The 16,991-nt window shown below is 33.1% G+C and carries 14 protein-coding genes, 1 pseudogene and 1 riboswitch; of the genes and pseudogenes, 11 read left to right on the top strand and 4 right to left on the bottom strand.

What is annotated here, in order from left to right; all coding sequences use genetic code 11:
- Positions 1–14 precede the first annotated feature (14 nt).
- Positions 15–2,472 (bottom strand): annotated as a pseudogene (locus ACHMWN_RS13570) (transglycosylase domain-containing protein).
- A 121-nt stretch (positions 2,473–2,593) separates the two neighbouring features.
- Between ACHMWN_RS13570 and ACHMWN_RS13565 the strand changes: the two are divergent.
- Both ACHMWN_RS13565 and ACHMWN_RS13560 read left to right on the top strand, forming a co-directional pair.
- Positions 2,594–3,475 (top strand): polyphosphate kinase 2 family protein, encoded by an 882-nt coding sequence (locus ACHMWN_RS13565; RefSeq protein ID WP_397302025.1) that lies wholly within the window; start codon positions 2,594–2,596, stop codon positions 3,473–3,475.
- Positions 3,476–3,505: 30 nt separating this feature from the next.
- A riboswitch (cobalamin riboswitch) is annotated at positions 3,506–3,697 on the top strand.
- Positions 3,698–3,788: 91 nt separating this feature from the next.
- Positions 3,789–5,660 (top strand): TonB-dependent receptor plug domain-containing protein, encoded by a 1,872-nt coding sequence (locus ACHMWN_RS13560; protein WP_397302022.1) that lies wholly within the window; start codon positions 3,789–3,791, stop codon positions 5,658–5,660.
- A 74-nt stretch (positions 5,661–5,734) separates the two neighbouring features.
- On the opposite strand, the gene ACHMWN_RS13555 is transcribed toward ACHMWN_RS13560, so the two are convergent.
- Positions 5,735–6,940 (bottom strand): serine hydrolase, encoded by a 1,206-nt coding sequence (locus tag ACHMWN_RS13555; protein ID WP_397302019.1) that lies wholly within the window; start codon positions 6,938–6,940, stop codon positions 5,735–5,737.
- Positions 6,941–7,107: 167 nt separating this feature from the next.
- Here ACHMWN_RS13555 and ACHMWN_RS13550 point away from each other — a divergent pair, with 167 nt between their 5' ends.
- The 3 genes from ACHMWN_RS13550 (at position 7,108) to ACHMWN_RS13540 (ending at position 9,144) form a co-directional block, all read left to right on the top strand.
- On the top strand, positions 7,108–7,686 hold the full coding sequence (locus ACHMWN_RS13550) for a DUF6580 family putative transport protein (RefSeq protein ID WP_397302017.1): 579 nt from the start codon (positions 7,108–7,110) through the stop codon (positions 7,684–7,686).
- Positions 7,687–7,757: 71 nt separating this feature from the next.
- On the top strand, positions 7,758–8,450 hold the full coding sequence (locus tag ACHMWN_RS13545; RefSeq protein WP_397302015.1) for an SIR2 family NAD-dependent protein deacylase: 693 nt from the start codon (positions 7,758–7,760) through the stop codon (positions 8,448–8,450).
- Complete coding sequence (locus ACHMWN_RS13540) at positions 8,443–9,144, top strand: ATP-binding protein (RefSeq protein ID WP_397302013.1); 702 nt, start codon at positions 8,443–8,445, stop codon at positions 9,142–9,144. Before ACHMWN_RS13545 ends, ACHMWN_RS13540 begins: the two co-directional genes overlap by 8 nt.
- A 438-nt stretch (positions 9,145–9,582) precedes the next feature.
- Here ACHMWN_RS13540 and ACHMWN_RS13535 read toward each other — a convergent pair whose 3' ends face one another.
- Positions 9,583–9,831: a hypothetical protein gene (locus tag ACHMWN_RS13535; RefSeq protein WP_397302011.1), complete on the bottom strand. Its 249-nt coding sequence runs from the start codon at positions 9,829–9,831 to the stop codon at positions 9,583–9,585.
- 52 nt (positions 9,832–9,883) lie between these two features.
- Positions 9,884–12,052, bottom strand: a complete 2,169-nt coding sequence (locus tag ACHMWN_RS13530) for a S46 family peptidase (protein ID WP_397302010.1) — start codon at positions 12,050–12,052, stop codon at positions 9,884–9,886.
- 151 nt (positions 12,053–12,203) lie between these two features.
- Between ACHMWN_RS13530 and ACHMWN_RS13525 the strand changes: the two genes are divergently transcribed.
- From ACHMWN_RS13525 to ACHMWN_RS13500, 6 genes are all read left to right on the top strand, one after another.
- Entirely contained in the window at positions 12,204–12,680 is a 477-nt protein-coding gene (locus ACHMWN_RS13525) for a GAF domain-containing protein (protein ID WP_397302007.1), read from the top strand.
- On the top strand, positions 12,673–13,278 hold the full coding sequence (locus tag ACHMWN_RS13520) for a DNA-3-methyladenine glycosylase (protein WP_397302006.1): 606 nt from the start codon (positions 12,673–12,675) through the stop codon (positions 13,276–13,278). The genes ACHMWN_RS13525 and ACHMWN_RS13520 overlap by 8 nt, the downstream gene beginning before the upstream one ends.
- Before the next feature lie 52 nt (positions 13,279–13,330).
- Positions 13,331–13,816 (top strand): pyridoxamine 5'-phosphate oxidase family protein, encoded by a 486-nt coding sequence (locus ACHMWN_RS13515; RefSeq protein ID WP_397302003.1) that lies wholly within the window; start codon positions 13,331–13,333, stop codon positions 13,814–13,816.
- Between the two features lie 66 nt (positions 13,817–13,882).
- Positions 13,883–15,166, top strand: a complete 1,284-nt coding sequence (gene kynU, locus ACHMWN_RS13510) for a kynureninase (protein ID WP_397302002.1) — start codon at positions 13,883–13,885, stop codon at positions 15,164–15,166.
- Positions 15,163–16,023 (top strand): bestrophin family protein, encoded by an 861-nt coding sequence (locus tag ACHMWN_RS13505; RefSeq protein WP_397301999.1) that lies wholly within the window; start codon positions 15,163–15,165, stop codon positions 16,021–16,023. The genes kynU and ACHMWN_RS13505 overlap by 4 nt, the downstream gene beginning before the upstream one ends.
- Before the next feature lie 54 nt (positions 16,024–16,077).
- Complete coding sequence (locus ACHMWN_RS13500) at positions 16,078–16,980, top strand: histone deacetylase (RefSeq protein WP_397301997.1); 903 nt, start codon at positions 16,078–16,080, stop codon at positions 16,978–16,980.
- Positions 16,981–16,991: the final 11 nt, after the last annotated feature.

Raw genomic sequence — 16,991 nt, 5'->3', positions numbered from 1 at the left:
TTTAAATACAATAACTAACCTCCGCCATTTTTGTTTTTTTCTTTTTCTTCCTGACGTTGTTTTCTACGTAGTTCTCTCTCTTCTTTCTTTGTTAGTGGAACAACCGGTGTTGCAGGAGCTTGCTTAGGCGTTGTTTCACTATTGTTTTTCTTTTCCTCAGTTTTCTGAACTTCAGATTCTGGTTTAACTACAGGAATTTGCTCATCAGTGACAGGAACACTCATGTCAAGTGAATCAACTTGTGTGCTATCTACTTCAGTTGTATCGATTTGCTGACGAGGCGTTGGACAATTAATTTCTCGTGTAATTTCAACTTTTGATTTTGGGAAAGGTCCATATGTATATCCGCTATTTGGATCGTGATATACTTTTTCCATAAATTTAGCGAAAATTGGCAAAGCCGTATGAGAGCCTTCACCTTGATCTCCGTTTTGGAAATGTGCTGTACGCTCGTCGCAACCAACCCAAACGCCAGTCACTAAATCTTTGGTAATTCCCATGTACCAGGCATCTACGTAATCAGATGAAGTACCTGTTTTACCACCAATTTGATTATTTTTTTTGAATAAATCCCATTCCCATAAAGCCTGAGAAGTTCCTCCAGGTTCTTCCATACCTCCTCTAAACATATATAACATAAGCCAAGCTATTTCTTCAGTTAATACGCGTTTCGTTTTTGGTGCAAATTCTTCAATTATTTTATCATTTTGATCGGTAATTTTTTCTACTAAAATAGGATCAGTTTTTACGCCTTCATTTAAAAAAGTACCATACGCTTTTACCATTTCAAATACCGAAACGTCATTTGGTCCTAAACTTACAGAAGGAACTGAAGCTAAATTACTTTCAATACCACATTCATGCGCCCATTTAACCACATTATCCCAACCAACTTTTTCTGTTACCTGAGCAGTGATGGTATTTACCGATTTTGCCATTGCCCAACGTAAGGACATTTCTTGATAACTATTGCTCCAGTCAGCATTTTTTGGCTCCCAATACTCGGTTTTTCCTTGCTTTTGATACGGAATTTTAACTGGTTTGTCTACAAATTTATCACATGGAACTCATACCGCTTTCCAAAGCAGCTAAATAAGCAAAAGGTTTAAAAGTAGAACCTGCTTGTCTTTTTGCTTGATTAACGTGATCATATTTAAAAAATTTATGATCGATACCACCAACCCAAACTTTAATTTTCCCTGTCTTTGGTTCCATGGTCATCATTCCAGTATTTAAAATTTTACCGTAATAACGAATGGAATCCATGGTTGAAAATAAAGTATCTCTATCGCCTTTGTAAGAGAAAATTCTCATTTTTTTCTTCCTGTTGAAGTACGCGTCAATAGAATCTGTATTGTTACTGTATTTCTTCTTCAACAAAGCATAAATAGGTAAATTCTTTTTTGCTCTATCTGGATAATCTACTTTTTTACGCTCAGAATCTTCCCATGGATCTTCATTTCCCCAAACATTATAAAATCTTCGTTGTAAAATCCTCATCTGATCTTTTACAGCTTCTTCGGCATAACCTTGCAACTTAGAGTCAATAGTGGTGTATATTTTTAAGCCGTCTTCGTATAAATCAACATTGTTATCTTCGCACCATTTCTCCAAATATTTATCAACAGCAGCTCTTAAATAAGAATCTCCATCACTACTATCTTGCATTTTACCTTCTTTTAGTTGCATTGGTTGCTTAGAAAGCAATATTAGACTATCCTTACTTAAATACTTATACTTATTCATTTGGCTTAAAACTGTATTTCTTCGGCTTAATGTTCTTTCAGGATATTTAAGTGGATTATAGTATGAAGTTCCTTTTAACATACCAACTAATAGTGCGGCTTCATTTGTAGCTAATTCTTTAGCTTCTTTATCGAAATATATTCTAGATGCTGTTTTTATTCCATAGGTATTATTACCAAATGAAACCGTATTTAAATACATGGTAATGATATCGTTTTTACTATAATTAGATTCTAGCTTTAATGCTGTCATCCATTCCTTTAGTTTAGAAACTAATGTTCTTACCACTGGGATATATTTAATCAAGCCAGAAGATTTGCTATATCGAGTACGATATAAGTTTTTAGCTAATTGTTGAGTTATTGTACTTGCACCACCATCTTTTCCCATGCCCACAACAGCTCTACCAACTGCTTGAATGTCAATACCAGAGTGTTTGTAAAAACGAACGTCTTCAGTGGCAACTAAAGCATTTATTACACTTGGTGATATTTCGTTGTAGTTAACAGGAGTACGATTTTCTTTAAAATAACGTCCAATTAATTTACCATCAGCAGTATATAATTCTGAGCCAACACGTTGTGCTGGTTTTTTAATATCTTTATAAGAGGGAGAGTAGCCAAATAGCCACAAGAAATTTAGTTGTAATGCGCAAAAGAAAATAACTATGAAAAATACAAAAAGTGCGATATAGCGAACGTATCTATTTTTTATTTCTTTAAACATGGGATAAAGATGGAAAAAACGTGAAATATTATGTGTTAAATTGTGTTAAAAGTATAGTACAAATTAACGTATTTAATTTGCTTAAATTTTAGTCTATATTTAAAAATAAAATGATTCTACCATGAAAACCAATACAAAAAAATATTTAGCCAAAGCTGGAGATAAATTTTCATTGAAAGATTATAGTACTACTTACGATGGACATTTAGATAAAGAAGCTGGTAAAGAAGAACTTGAACGTGTTAAAGGTGAATTGAAAGATTATCAAGAAGCTTTGTATGCATCTGATTCTCACTCTTTATTGGTTATTTTTCAGGCGATGGATGCAGCAGGAAAAGATAGTGCAATCGAGCATGTAATGTCTGGTTTAAATCCGCAAGGTTGCCAAGTATATAGTTTTAAAACGCCAAATAGTGAAGAGTATAGTCATGATTTTTTATGGAGACATGCTAAAGCCTTGCCTGAAAGAGGAAAAATTGGTATTCACAATCGCTCACATTATGAAAATGTTTTGGTTTGTAAAGTACACCCAGATTATGTTTTAAGTGAGAATATTCCTGGATACAACGATGTGAAAAAAATTGATAAGAAATTTTGGAAAGAAAGATATGAGAGCATCCGTAATTTTGAAAAACACGTTACTGCCAATGGAACTGTTGTGTTAAAATTCTTTTTGCATGTTTCTAAAGACGAGCAAAAACAACGGTTTTTAGATAGGATAGAAGAGCCAAGTAAAAATTGGAAATTCTCTGTTGGCGATTTAAAAGAAAGAGCTTTGTGGAAGGAATATATGGCTGCTTATGAAGAAGCAATTAAAGAAACTTCAACAGATACAGCACCTTGGTATGTAATTCCGGCAGATAAAAAATGGTATGCCAGATTAGCCATTAGCCAAATAATTGAGGAAACGTTAGAATCTCTTAATTTAAAATATCCAGTTTTACCAAAAGAAGAAGCAGACCAATTAGAAACTATTAAACAACAATTGTTAAGTGAAAAGTAAATCTGATTTTTTCATAACAAATTAAAATATACCTTTGCATCGCTTTTTGGTTTCCGATTTTATATCGGAATTAAAAGGGAATACAGTGTAATTCTGTAACTGTCCCGCAGCTGTAAGCTCTAAAAAAGTTTTTCAAATCTAAGTCACTTTCCCAATAAATGGGATGGGAAGACAGGAAAACCAGAGTAAGTCAGAAGACCTGCCTAAAAGTTTAATATTTCATAGCTTTCGGGGATTGAAGCTAGGAGTGGGACTTTTTTAATACCTCATTTCTATTCTGATTCTGTTGCTGTGCGTGAAAAACTCACAACAAATGAACAAAAAAACTAAATTAATTGCTGCAGGTCTAGGACTTGTACAGTTAGCCCTATTGGGGAACAAAGCCGTGGCTCAAGAAGCCCAAAATCTAAATGAAGTGGTTATTACAGCCACGAAAAATGAACAAAAACAATCACAAACAGGTAAGGTTGTAACTGTAATTACTAGTGAAGAATTAGCTCGTAGTAGTGGAAAGAATTTAGCTGAACTATTAAATCAGCAAGCTGGAATTACAATAGGTGGAGTAGGGAGTAATGCTGGAAAAGACAAAAGTTTGTTTTTTAGAGGTGCTGGAAGTGCGTATGCCGTTATTTTAATTGACGGTATTTTAGTTACGGATCCATCTGGAAATGGTGGCGCTTTCGATTTGCGTATGTTTGCTATCGATCAAATTGAGCGCATTGAAATTTTAAGAGGTGGACAATCAACTATTTATGGTTCTGATGCAGTGGCAGGAGTGGTGAACATTATCACTAAAAAATCTGGTAAAAAAGGGAATAATGTATATGGTATTGCTAGTGCAGGAAGTTATAATTCTTATAAAGGAACGATTGGTTTAAGTAGTGAAGTAGATGCATTTACCTACAATCTAAGCTATTCTCATTTTAAAACTGATGGAATTTCTGAAGCTGCTAATCCAGCAGGTAATACACAAGTTTTTGATAAAGATGGTTTAAAACAAGATGCATTAAACGCTAATTTTTCTATCCAATTGGATAAGCGATTAAGTATAAATCCTTTTGTACGTTATTTTTATGGCAAATTTGATTACGATGATGATGCCTTTACAGATGCAAAAAACACATCTGTTTCAAAACATTTTAATGGTGGAGTAAATGCAATTTATCAATTGGATAAAGGAAAAATCACATTAAATTATAGCCATGAAAATACAAACCGTGAGTATATAAGTATGTATGGGGGTAAATATCAAGGTAAAATGGATTTACTTGATGTTTTTTACAATCAAAACTTAGGCAATAAATTAAATCTCCTTTTAGGTTTAGATAATAGAGCTACAACAGTTACTCATTTTGGTACAACCACTAATACAGAACCATCTGCAAATTTATTTAGCACCTATGCATCTTTGTTTTTACATGATTTAAGCGTATTTAATTTAGAGGTTGGTGGCCGCTACAATAAACACAATAAATATGGTGAGAACTTCACTTATGCTGTAACACCAAGTGTTAATATTACTAAGGAAGTAAAAGTCTTTGGTACAGTTTCATCTGCATTTAGAGCGCCAACTTTAGAAATGCTGTTCGGTCAATATGGGGCTAATTTAGACTTGAAGCCAGAAAAATCTACGAGCTATGAAGCTGGAGCACAGTTTAATTTGTTAAATGAAAAAGTAAATCTTCGTGTTGTTGGTTTTAAACGTAATATGACTGATGCCATTATTTATGGAGCTAATGGGTATATCAATCAAGATAAACAGAATGATAAAGGTTTTGAGATTGAACCAGGCGTTAAATTAGGTGTATTTTCAATAAACGGCTATTATGCATATGTTGAGGGTAAACAGATCTCTGGTACTGTAGTTTCTGATATTTTACTGCGTAGACCAAAACATACTTATGGTGCAAATATAGGCGTACAGGCAACAACGGCTTTATATGTAAATGCGAATTACAAATTTACTGGCGAGCGCACAGATAGCGACTTTAGTACTTATCCATCAGTAAATAAAGTTTTGGATTCGTATAATTTGTTTAATTTTTATGCAGAATATGCTTTAGCTAAAAAACGTGTTAAAATCTTCGCAGATTTGAAAAACATAACTAATGAGAAATACACAGAAATTATTGGTTACAATACGATGGGCTTTAACATGAACGCTGGTGTAAACTTTAATTTTTAAGGAATTTAGCCGCAGATGTGCAGATTATTTTGATAAATTAAACAACTTTTAAATCTGCGCATCTGCGGCTATTTTTATTTATTACTATAATCCATATTAAACTTACTTAAATCTGGTAATTGCTTTTTATTTCTATTCAATTCATATTCATAAATACTTCTACCTAAATTTTTCATAAAAGGATAACAAACAGTTTCGTATTCATATTTGCCATCGTTATAAATTCCATCTTCATTACTTTGTACTACCGCAGTTAAAAAATATTCAACTTTGTTTTTAAAATCTACAAAATAAGAGTTGTCGATGATAAAGCCATAACTATCGCCGTATTTATTAAAAATTCTAATGTTTGGGTCTAATATTGCATTTTTCTCTCTTCCATAATACAGCATTTTAGCATAAGTTGGCCAAAACTCTTTCGCATCATATTTAGGGAAATCACTTTCGGTAGGTAATTTACTCATGTAGGTATAAATGAGTTTGTAGTCATCTGGTGTTAAATTAAATCGGTCCTTAGCCTGATAAGCTTCAGGCATAATTAATCGTTTCATTAATGATTGTTGATCAGCAATTGTAAAAACATTCTTGTCGGCAAAACTGTAAGGCTCATTTACTAATTTTTCATTGCTATCCATGTAACCTTTGCCTACAATTAAATTGGTCAATTCTAATGGATAATCTTTAGCATCATATTGTTCAGGTTGATGGTAAATTAATTTATCTCCATCATAAAAATCAATTGGATTGGTGTGTCTTGCCGATTCGCCACCATCACCAATGGCCAAACGATTTAAAATTCTACTTTCAGTTAAACCATATTTCTTCAACTTAGCATTAATCTCACTTCTTCCAATAAATTCAAATAGACGATTAAAGGCATCATTATCACTGGTTAACAGAACTTTTTTAATATAATGTGTTAGTGAAGGTTTTCCATTAGCTGCACTTTTATCTTTCAATACCTTAGTTTGCCCTTTAAAACTGCTGTCGGTAATCATGTTTAAACTAGAATTTAAACCTTTGCTTTTTAATTCGTTTACTTTTTCCAACGCAAAAATAACTCCAGCCAATTTTACCGTACTAGCTGGATAAAAATAGTGCTTCGCATTTAAATTATAACTGAATGTTTTAAAACTAGGTTTGTTGTTTTTATCTCTATTTACTTGGGTGTACATCACTTGAACCTCATTATGGGTTGGATGATTTAATATTCCAGAAAATAACTCTGGTTTGTCTTCCATCAATTTTTTTAGAAATAAAGTATCTGTTTTTTGTGCCATCGCTTGGTAGCAAATTAGAAATAATAAACAAAGGGATAATTTTCGCATAACATTAGTATTTGATAGTTAAAGATAAGATTTTCTATTTTTAATAACAGCTGACTTATGAATTCTATATTTTTTATTCAGGATTTAAAAAGCTAATTTTGTGTATTAATTATAAAGAAATGAAAAATAGTTCTAGAACACTTGTATTGTTATTGTTAATGTTGGTAATTGTCGGACTAAGGGTTATTGCACCACTTTCACCAGATTTTAAAGTAATAGCTAATTTTTCTGGAATAGGCGCTGTAGCTTTATTTGGTGGAGCTTATTTTAAAAATAAATTCAATGCTTTTATACTACCGTTATTAGTTTTATTGGTAAGCGATATTGGTCTTGCATTAACGATGGGAAAAGATTATGGTTTTTATCAGGGTTGGTATTATACCTACATTGCCTTTGCGTTAATTGTGTTGGTAGGTCATTTAATGATTAAAAAAGTAAATGTTATAGCTGTTTTAACTGCTAGTTTAACTGGTGTTTTAATTCATTGGATAGTTTCTGATTTCGGTGTTTGGTATGGTTCTAGTTTTTATCCTCAAACATTTGCTGGTTTTTGGGCTTGCTTAGTTTTCGCAATTCCTTACGAACTTAATTTCTTATACGGAACTTTAGCGTATTCTGCGATAATGTTTTTTGCTTTCGAAAGTTTAAAAGCTAAATATCCAGTGTTGAGCTTAAAAAATAATGTTGTCCATTCATAAAATATTATAATAATAGAATAGAAAACCCTTTTGTGCAGTGTACAAAAGGGTTTTTTTATTAAATTAGTACAATGAAGAAGAGATTGGTTGTTTTAACGGGTGCTGGTATTAGTGCTGAAAGCGGAATAAAAACTTTTAGAGATTCTGATGGTTTATGGGAGGGCTACAATATATATGATGTAGCAACTCCAGATGCTTGGGAAAGAAATCCAACTTTAGTACAAGAGTTTTATAACGAACGAAGAAAACAGGTTTTAAAAGCAGAACCAAATCTGGCTCATTTAGAATTAGCAAAGCTCGAGGAACATTTTGATGTACAAATCATTACACAAAACATAGATGATTTGCATGAGCGAGCTGGTTCTACACAAATTACACATTTACACGGTATCATCACCTTCGCTCAATCTGATAAAAACTCATCTTTAATTTATCCTATTAAAGGAGATGAATTAAAAATGGGCGAATATTGTGAATTAGGCTCACAATTACGTCCGCATGTAGTTTGGTTTGGTGAAGCTGTACCGATGATAGAAACCGCTGCTGTTATTTGTGAAGAAGCAGACTTATTTATGTTAGTTGGTACATCGTTAGCAGTTTATCCTGCAGCTGGATTACTTGATTTTGTACCGGCAAGCGTTCCAAAGTATATTATTGATCCTAAAATTCCTTCAGTTAATCAATATGCTAATCTGATTAAAATAGAGAAATCAGCAACTGCTGGAGTAAAAGAAGTCGCGAAACTATTAAAAGCAAATGCTTAAACAAATTCCTGCAGTATTTAATTGGAGTGGCGGTAAAGACAGTACATTGGCTTTGCATTATGTTCTACAGCAAAAATTATTTGACGTACACTATTTACTGACCACGGTTAATAGTTCTTTTAATCGCATTTCGATGCATGGTGTAAGGGAGGTTTTATTAGTTGAACAAGCGAATAGCTTAAACCTTTCTTTGTTTCAAGTACGATTACCTGAAATGCCTGATATGGGAATTTATGAAAAAACCATGTTCGAAGCTTTATCTGCCCTAAAAGCGGAGGGAATTACTCATTCTATTTTTGGAGATATCTTTTTAGAAGACCTTAAAGTTTATCGAGAAAATCAATTGGCTAAAATAGAGATGGAGACTGTTTTTCCGTTGTGGAAAAGGGATAGTCTAGCCTTAGTAAAGGAATTTATTGATTTAGGGTATAAAACTATTGTGGTATGTACACAAGATGGTTTACAAGATTTCTGCGGAAGAGTAATTGATCAATCCTTTATAAAAGATCTGCCTAAACATATTGATCCTTGTGGCGAAAATGGAGAATTTCACACGTTTGTTTTTGACGGACCAATCTTCAATCAACCCATAAATTTTGAAGTAGGAGAGTTAGTCTATAAAACTTTTTCTTCACCAAATGAAAACGATAAACCATCTGGTTATTGGTATATTGATTTAATTCCGAAAGGATAATTTCGTCCTTGTTACTTAAATGAATCTGCTCCTCATTTCGAGCGCAGCCGAGAAATCTTTTCAATATATGTCTGAGTAAAAGATTTCTCCGTTTCACTGCATTCCATTCGAAATGACGATGAAGCTAAGCCAGTATAAAGCAAAATTTTTACATCTATTAAAAGCTAAAATGTCTTTGTTTTTAGAAAAATTAAATTTTAAGTTTTTTAGTGACTTTTCACAAAACCTCCCAATTATTTGGCGTTTTATACAATCAATATTATATTTTGTTAATGTATATATTTTATTAAATATCAAGTATTTAAATATTTTATATTAAACTAATAATTAATAAAAAGAGAGGTTGTATAGGCTATATATAGTCTATTTTCAAAATAATATTTTGTTTACTAATTAAATATTCTATTTTACAGTTAGTTACATATTTTATATCAACTATTACTGCTGACGTTGATAGGCTGCAGAAAAATCAGATCTCATGCTTTTAAAACGCTTAACAACTGTGGTCATAAATTCTTCATCTAGTATTTGAAAAATCTCATTTGCCCCTCCTCCGCTAAGGTCAAGCTCCGATAATTTATAGCTTTGTTCCAATTGACCTTGTTCAAATTTCACTATGTATTTTTGGTTCATATTGAACAATGTAATCTTACAATCTGGGTGTGGTAATTCAGCAAGTATTCTCATGTTATTTTAGTTTGTCCATCGGTAAGATGAAGTATTTAATCATTAATTAATATTATAAATTCACACCCATTTCTTTCAATAAGAAATCTGCATGATCTATTTTAGCAGCAACCCAAAGTACATAGCGGATATCTACACCAATTGAACGACTATAGCTTTCATTCCAAGCGTAATCATTAATAGTAGCTTCGTAAGCACGATCAAAATTTACCCCAATCAATTCTCCATATGCATTCATAATGGGTGAACCAGAGTTTCCGCCGGTCGTATCCATGTTGTATAAAAATGCCACAGGAACATCGTTAAGTTCTTTTTTGGCAAAAGGACCAAAGTCTTTGACATTCCAAAGTGTTTTAATTTGAGCAGGATATTCAAATTCAGGATTGCCAGTAGCACCTTTCTCTATAATTCCTTTAATGCTGGTATATGGAGCCATATAACTCGCATCTGCTGGAGAATAACCACGAACATGGCCATAAGTAAGCCTTAACGTACTATTTGCGTCAGGAATAAAATCTTTCTGCAAAAATTTCTCTTTTACATTGACATAATCACCCATTAACTTATTTAAAACCCCATCTCTACGATCTTTTTCTGGTTTTAGCTCTGCTATTTGTTTTGTAATATCTTTTTCAAATAACAATAAACCGTCGTTATAATCAAGAATTGATTTGCTAGATTTTAAAATGTTATTCAGTACATAGTTTTTGTCTTTTAACTTACTCAATCCAAACGCATCATTAATAAAATCATCTATCATTGCGTTGCTATTGGCGCCTTTGCTTGTTATTTTATCAACTGCGTTTACTCTTTGGTTTGATGTAAAAACTGATGCATCAGTCATCATTTTCTTAAAAATCCTACGATCAACATCAATATCAAAAGAATCATATATTGCATTTAAAGCTTGTTTTAACTTGTCAATATTTGCATTAAAATAAATTTCTTTTTGTGCTGCTGGTTGACTTTCTAACTCAATTTTAAACGTATTGATCTGTTTTGATACATTCAGTAAACTGGTAGATGTATAAATTTGGGTTAACCACATATCGCGATACGCATCGCCATTTATTTGCTTATATAATTGATCTATATCAGTCATTAAATTGCCGTATTGTGCTTTTACATCCACATTGTTATTAATAAATTGAGCTAAAGCAGCATCTTCTTGTTTTTTTTGTGCGACTAAATCAATTCCTTTAATTCCTTTTAATTTACCTCTATAATTTTTCATTACATTGGCATTCTTTTTAATTCTGGTAGCTAATTTTAGTTCAGTAGTTTTATCCCTTTTACCTACATTTTCCATCGTTGTGTTCTGGAAATCATATAATTCAGATACATAAGGTAAAAGGTATTTCTGCTGATAATCAATAAATTCAGCAGGACGATGACGGAATGTTTTTCCAGGATATCCTAAAATAAAAACAAAATCTTCTTCATTAGTTCCATTTGGATTAACTTTTAAGAACTTTTTAGGGGTGTATGGAACATTATTCTTAGCATATTTAGCTGGTTTGCCATCTTTAGAAACATATGCTCTCATAAAGGAAAAATCTCCAGTATGGCGTGGCCAAACCCAATTGTCAGTTTCTCCACCATATTCTCCAATTTTACGATTAGGCACATACACTAACCGTACATCCTGAATTGTTTTATAGCGAAACAGCACATAGCTTTTACCAATAAACATTTCTGAAACTTCGGCTTTAATGCTTGGATCTTTTTTCTCCGCTTCAAGGACAATATTCTTCATCGCATTATTAATTAATTGTAATCGTGTCGATGGGTCTTGTATTTGAGCAACCGCACCCAATACTTTATCAGATACATCTTCATAACTATCAGTAATACGGCATGTTAGTCCTTTTGCTTCAATTTCTTGTTCACGACTGTTAGCTACAAATCCGTTGTTCAAATAATCATGCTCTGGCGTACTTGCTAGTTGTACGGCGCTAAATGCGCAATGGTGATTGGTAATAATTAAACCGTCATTAGAAACAAAAGAACCTGTGCAACCACCCACATTTACCAAGGCATCAACTAAACTTATCCCATTGGGATTATAAACTTCATTTTGATCTATCTTTAAACCTGCTTTCTTTAAATCTAGCTTGTGTATTTCACTAAGTGGAAACATTCCCTCTTCAGGTGGGCTATAAGAAAACTGAAATAATCCAGCTAATGTTAGTAAAGTAATTGATAAGGTTTTCTTGTTCATGTTGTTGTGTTAATGCTTATAATCGTCAAATCTAAGTATTTTGTTCAAAGTAAAAACACAATGTGGAATAGTAATAGAAATGTTAATTCTTCGCTATAAAACAAGATTATTTAATCATTTTGTACCTTTGTAATTCAATAAAAGAAATCCAATGGCAGAAGATTTAACAATAACCAAATCGGGAACAAAAGAAGAACAATATGTATCGCTTATTCCTCAAATCGAAGCTTTGCTTTATGGGGAAACAGATTTAGTAGCGAACTTAGCTAATGTTTGTGCAGCTTTAAAAGAACAATTTGGATGGTTTTGGGTTGGTTTCTATCTAATTAAAAATGATGAATTGGTTTTAGGTCCATTCCAAGGTCCTGTAGCTTGTACTAGAATTAAAAAAGGAAAGGGTGTTTGCGGTGCATCTTGGGAAAAAGAAGAAACTATTATTGTTCCAAACGTGGATGAATTTCCTGGTCATATTGCATGTGCTTCTGCTTCAAAGTCAGAAATTGTATTGCCAATTTATAACAATAAAAACATCATAGGTGTATTAGATGTTGATAGTGAATATCTTTCTCATTTTGATGAAGTTGACGCTAAATACTTAAACCAAATTATTAATTTAATCCATGCCTAAATTACCGTATTCTTTTTATCAAAATGAAGATGTAATTGATCTTTCGGTTCAGCTTTTAGGCAAGCAATTATTTACTTTAATTAATGGTAAATTAACTGGAGGAACAATAGTTGAAACGGAAGCCTATAACGGAATTATTGATAAAGCTTCTCATGCTTACAATGGTCGCTTTACACCAAGAACTTCAATTATGTATGAAGCTGGAGGTATTTCTTATGTCTATTTGTGTTATGGAATTCACCATTTATTTAACGTAGTAACCAACACAAAAAATAACCCAAATGCGGTGCTAATTCGTGGCATTGAACCAACAGAAGGGCTTTCAACTATGTTAGAACGTAGAAATATGCAAAAACTGGAACCGAGAATTACTGCAGGTCCAGGTGCATTGGCAAAAGCATTAGGAATTGATAAAAACCTAAATGGTAAAGATTTGCTGGGCGATGAAATTTGGATTGAAGACAATGGTATTCACTTCAAAGAAGAACAAATAGTGGCTTCGCCTAGAGTTGGCGTAGATTATGCAGAAGATCATGCCTTATTGCCTTGGCGCTTTTATGTGAAAGGCAATAAGTTTGTGAGTAAACCAAATTCATAAGTTAACTAAAACTATTTCAATTTAGCTGATGTTTATTAATAAAAGCGTCACTATGAAAAATGAAAAAAATATTTCCATTCTAAAAGAAATGGCAGAAAAAGTAAGAATTTGTATGTTTAATACCATTACTGAAGATGGCTTTCATAGTCGCCCAATGGGGACGGCTAAAATTGAAGAAGATGGAAGTATTTGGTTTTTTACAAATGAATATTCCCCAAAGTCTAAAGAAATTTCAAAAGATAATGAAGTGAATTTAGGTTACAGCGATCCATCAAATAATACATTTATTTATGTAAACGGCAAGGCCGAATTAGTTGATGATCAAGCTAGAAAAGAAGCATATTTTTCTCCAGCTATTAAAGCATGGTTTCCAGAAGGAGCAGATGATCCTAACTTAATTTTAATAAAAGTAACTCCTAGCGTAGCCGAATACTGGGACTCAAGTTCAAGTAAAATGGTAGTCGCATTTAATATGCTTAAAGCAATTGTAACTGGAGAAACACCTGATTTAGGTGAGCACGAAAAGATGAAATTTTAACTAGTCATAAAATGATAATGAAAAGTCTAGCCATCTGGTTAGGCTTTTTTTTGTTAATATTGAAGCATGAATTTCGAGAATAATTTATCCTTCGCTCAAGTCTTAGATCAGCAAGATCCACTAAGAGAAATGCGTAATGAATACCTATTCCCTCATCAAAATGGAAAACCTTTTATCTATTTGTGTGGCAATTCTTTAGGGTTACAACCTAAAGTAGCACGCGAAGTTTTAGAAGTGCAATTGAACAATTGGCAAAACTTAGCAGTAGAAGGTTGGTTTGATGGAAATTCACCTTGGATGTTTTATCATAAAGAACTGAAAAAACTAATGGCGCCTATTGTCGGTGCAAAACCTGCAGAAGTTTGTCCAATGAATACCTTAACAGTCAATCTTCATTTATTGATGGTTAGTTTCTATCAGCCAAAAGCGAAACGTTTTAAAATTATAATGGAAGCTGGTGCATTCCCATCAGATCAATATGCAATAGAAAGCCAAGTACGTTTTCATGGGTTCGATCCAAAAGATGCTATAATTGAAGTAAAACCACGAGAAGGAGAATACACGTTAAGAACTGAAGATATTGTTAAAGCCATAGCCGATAATGATGAAGAATTAGCTTTAGTACTGTTCGGAGGGATTAATTATTTTACTGGTCAATGGTTTGATATGTTGGCAATTACAAAAGCTGGGCATAGTGCAGGTGCGATAGTAGGTTTCGATTTAGCTCATGCTGCTGGGAATGTACCTTTACAGTTACACGATTGGAATATTGATTTTGCGTGTTGGTGTTCGTATAAATATCAAAATGCTGGTCCTGGAGGGATAAGTGGAATCTTTGTTCATGAAAAGCATTTTAATACTCCTTTAAATCGTTTTGCGGGATGGTGGGGCTATAATGAAGCGCAACGTTTTAAAATGGAAAAGGGATTTGTTCCTGAAGCTGGAGCAGATGGCTGGCAAGTAAGTTGTACACAAGTAATGCCGATGGCTTTATATCATGCATCGTTGCAATTATTCGAAAAAGCAGGGTTTATGGATATTTTAAGAACTAAAAGTAAAACTTTAACATCCTATTTGTTTTATCTTATCAATCAAGTAAATACAACATTAGGAGAGGAGCAATATAAAATAATTACACCCCAAGACGAAGATGATAGAGGAGCGCAAGTTTCTATCATTGCCAAAGCAAATGGAAAGAAAATATTCGACGAATTAATTGCTCATCATGTGCTGGGTGATTGGCGTGAACCAAATGTTATACGTTTAAGTCCTGTACCTATGTATAATAATTTTGAAGATGTGTACAGAACTGGAGAATTACTATTAACCATTAGCCAATCCATCAAATGATAAATTACAATCCTAAAGAGTGGATGAGTTTCATCTTCCATATTCACAAAGCAGATACATTTAGAAAATTATGGCCATTGATGTTAAGCATAGCGGTATTTTCTGCTGGTTTAGCGTACCTAGAGCTTAATTATTTAAAGCTAGCAGATACTACATACATCAAGAATGTAGGTATGATGCATAGCCTTTTAGGTTTTGTAATTTCTATGTTATTGGTATTTAGGACTAATACTTCATATGATAGATGGTGGGATGGAAGAAAATTGCTAGGCTCTTTAACCAATGTAAGTAGAAATCTAGCCATCAAAATCAAAGCATTAAACTTAGATCAGGAAGACGTTGAATTCTTTACATACGCTATTCCTAAATACGCGTTTGCTTTAAAAGAACACCTAAGAGAAAAGCAATACTTCGGAAAAGATAGCTTTTTAATAGGAATAGACGGTGATAAACACATTCCCAATCAAGTAGCAACGAGTATAGTTAGTCGTATTTATGCTTTACAAACTGCAAATAAAATCTCTCAAGAACAACTCATTACTTTAAACACCGATGCAAGTCAGTTTACAGATATTTGTGGTGGCTGTGAACGGATTAGAAACACGCCAATCCCGTATTCTTATAGTGCTTTTATTAAGAAATTCATTTTCATTTATGTATTAACATTACCTATTGGATGGGTTTTTAGTTTAGGTTATTTCGTGGTGCCAATCGTACCCTTTATTCTCTATGTATTAGCAAGTTTGGAGTTAATAGCTGAAGAAATAGAAAACCCTTTCAATCAGGATGCAAATGATTTGCCAGTAGATGAGATTTGCAATAATATTGAAAAACACGTTAGAGAGATTTTAAGCTGATATAATTGCTATACTGTTAATTGTTCCATTGTTGGATTATATTGTCCATACTCCATGTTAAAAATTGCTTATCATCCAATATATGCACATCCCTTACCAGAAGGTCATCGTTTTCCGATGCTTAAATATGAATTAATACCTGCTCAATTACTTCACGAAGGCACTATTCAACAAGAAAACTTATTTGCACCAGAGCCAACAAAAGAAGAAAATATTTTAACTACACACGATAAAGCTTATTGGCTACAACTCAAAAATCTCACTCTGCCTGCAAAAGAACAACGCAGGATAGGCTTTCCTTTAAACGCACAATTGGTAGAACGAGAAATTAGAATTGCACAAGGAACAATAGATGGTGCGTTGTATGCACAACAAAATGGGGTAGCTTTTAATGTAGCTGGTGGTACACACCATGCTGGTAGTAATTGGGGAGAAGGTTTTTGCTTATTAAACGATCAGGCTATAGCAGCAAACTATTTGTTAACAAACAATTTAGGTAAACGCATCTTAGTTATAGATTTAGATGTTCATCAAGGTAATGGAACCGCAGAAATATTTCAAAATGATCAACGGGTTTTTACATTTTCGATGCATGGTGCTAAAAACTTTCCTTTTAGAAAGGAACAATCAGATTTGGATATCCCTTTGGATGATGGCACAACTGATGAAAACTTTTTAACTAAACTGAAAGAAGCTTTAGTTTATGTATTTAAAAAGCATCAGCCTGATTTTGTATTCTATTTAGCTGGAGTAGATGTATTAGCAACAGATAATTTAGGTAAGCTAGCTCTTACTAAAGGTGGTTGTAAGCAACGCGATGTATTGGTTTTTGAAGCTTGCTTACAGCATCAAGTTCCTGTCCAAGTAAGTATGGGAGGAGGTTATTCTCCAAGCATTAGGACTATTGTAGATGCGCATTGCACTACTTTCCGCGTAGCGAGAGATTTGTTTTATTAAATTCTTACCTT

This window comes from Pedobacter sp. UC225_61 (genome assembly GCF_044452285.1).
Taxonomy (GTDB): domain Bacteria; phylum Bacteroidota; class Bacteroidia; order Sphingobacteriales; family Sphingobacteriaceae; genus Pedobacter.
The sequence above is the reverse complement of the archived record's forward strand: the minus strand, read 5'-3'. Positions and strand labels throughout refer to the sequence as shown.

Excerpts from the sequence above, each read along its gene's own strand:
- ACHMWN_RS13565 (WP_397302025.1), top strand. The coding sequence starts at position 2,594 with ATGAAAACCAATACAAAAAAATATTTAGCCAAAGCTGGAGATAAATTT.
- ACHMWN_RS13560 (WP_397302022.1), top strand. The coding sequence starts at position 3,789 with ATGAACAAAAAAACTAAATTAATTGCTGCAGGTCTAGGACTTGTACAG.
- ACHMWN_RS13555 (WP_397302019.1), bottom strand. The coding sequence starts at position 6,940 with ATGGCACAAAAAACAGATACTTTATTTCTAAAAAAATTGATGGAAGAC.
- ACHMWN_RS13550 (WP_397302017.1), top strand. The coding sequence starts at position 7,108 with ATGAAAAATAGTTCTAGAACACTTGTATTGTTATTGTTAATGTTGGTA.
- ACHMWN_RS13545 (WP_397302015.1), top strand. The coding sequence starts at position 7,758 with ATGAAGAAGAGATTGGTTGTTTTAACGGGTGCTGGTATTAGTGCTGAA.
- ACHMWN_RS13540 (WP_397302013.1), top strand. The coding sequence starts at position 8,443 with ATGCTTAAACAAATTCCTGCAGTATTTAATTGGAGTGGCGGTAAAGAC.
- ACHMWN_RS13535 (WP_397302011.1), bottom strand. The coding sequence starts at position 9,831 with ATGAGAATACTTGCTGAATTACCACACCCAGATTGTAAGATTACATTG.
- ACHMWN_RS13530 (WP_397302010.1), bottom strand. The coding sequence starts at position 12,052 with ATGAACAAGAAAACCTTATCAATTACTTTACTAACATTAGCTGGATTA.
- ACHMWN_RS13525 (WP_397302007.1), top strand. The coding sequence starts at position 12,204 with ATGGCAGAAGATTTAACAATAACCAAATCGGGAACAAAAGAAGAACAA.
- ACHMWN_RS13520 (WP_397302006.1), top strand. The coding sequence starts at position 12,673 with ATGCCTAAATTACCGTATTCTTTTTATCAAAATGAAGATGTAATTGAT.
- ACHMWN_RS13515 (WP_397302003.1), top strand. The coding sequence starts at position 13,331 with ATGAAAAATGAAAAAAATATTTCCATTCTAAAAGAAATGGCAGAAAAA.
- kynU (WP_397302002.1), top strand. The coding sequence starts at position 13,883 with ATGAATTTCGAGAATAATTTATCCTTCGCTCAAGTCTTAGATCAGCAA.
- ACHMWN_RS13505 (WP_397301999.1), top strand. The coding sequence starts at position 15,163 with ATGATAAATTACAATCCTAAAGAGTGGATGAGTTTCATCTTCCATATT.
- ACHMWN_RS13500 (WP_397301997.1), top strand. The coding sequence starts at position 16,078 with ATGTTAAAAATTGCTTATCATCCAATATATGCACATCCCTTACCAGAA.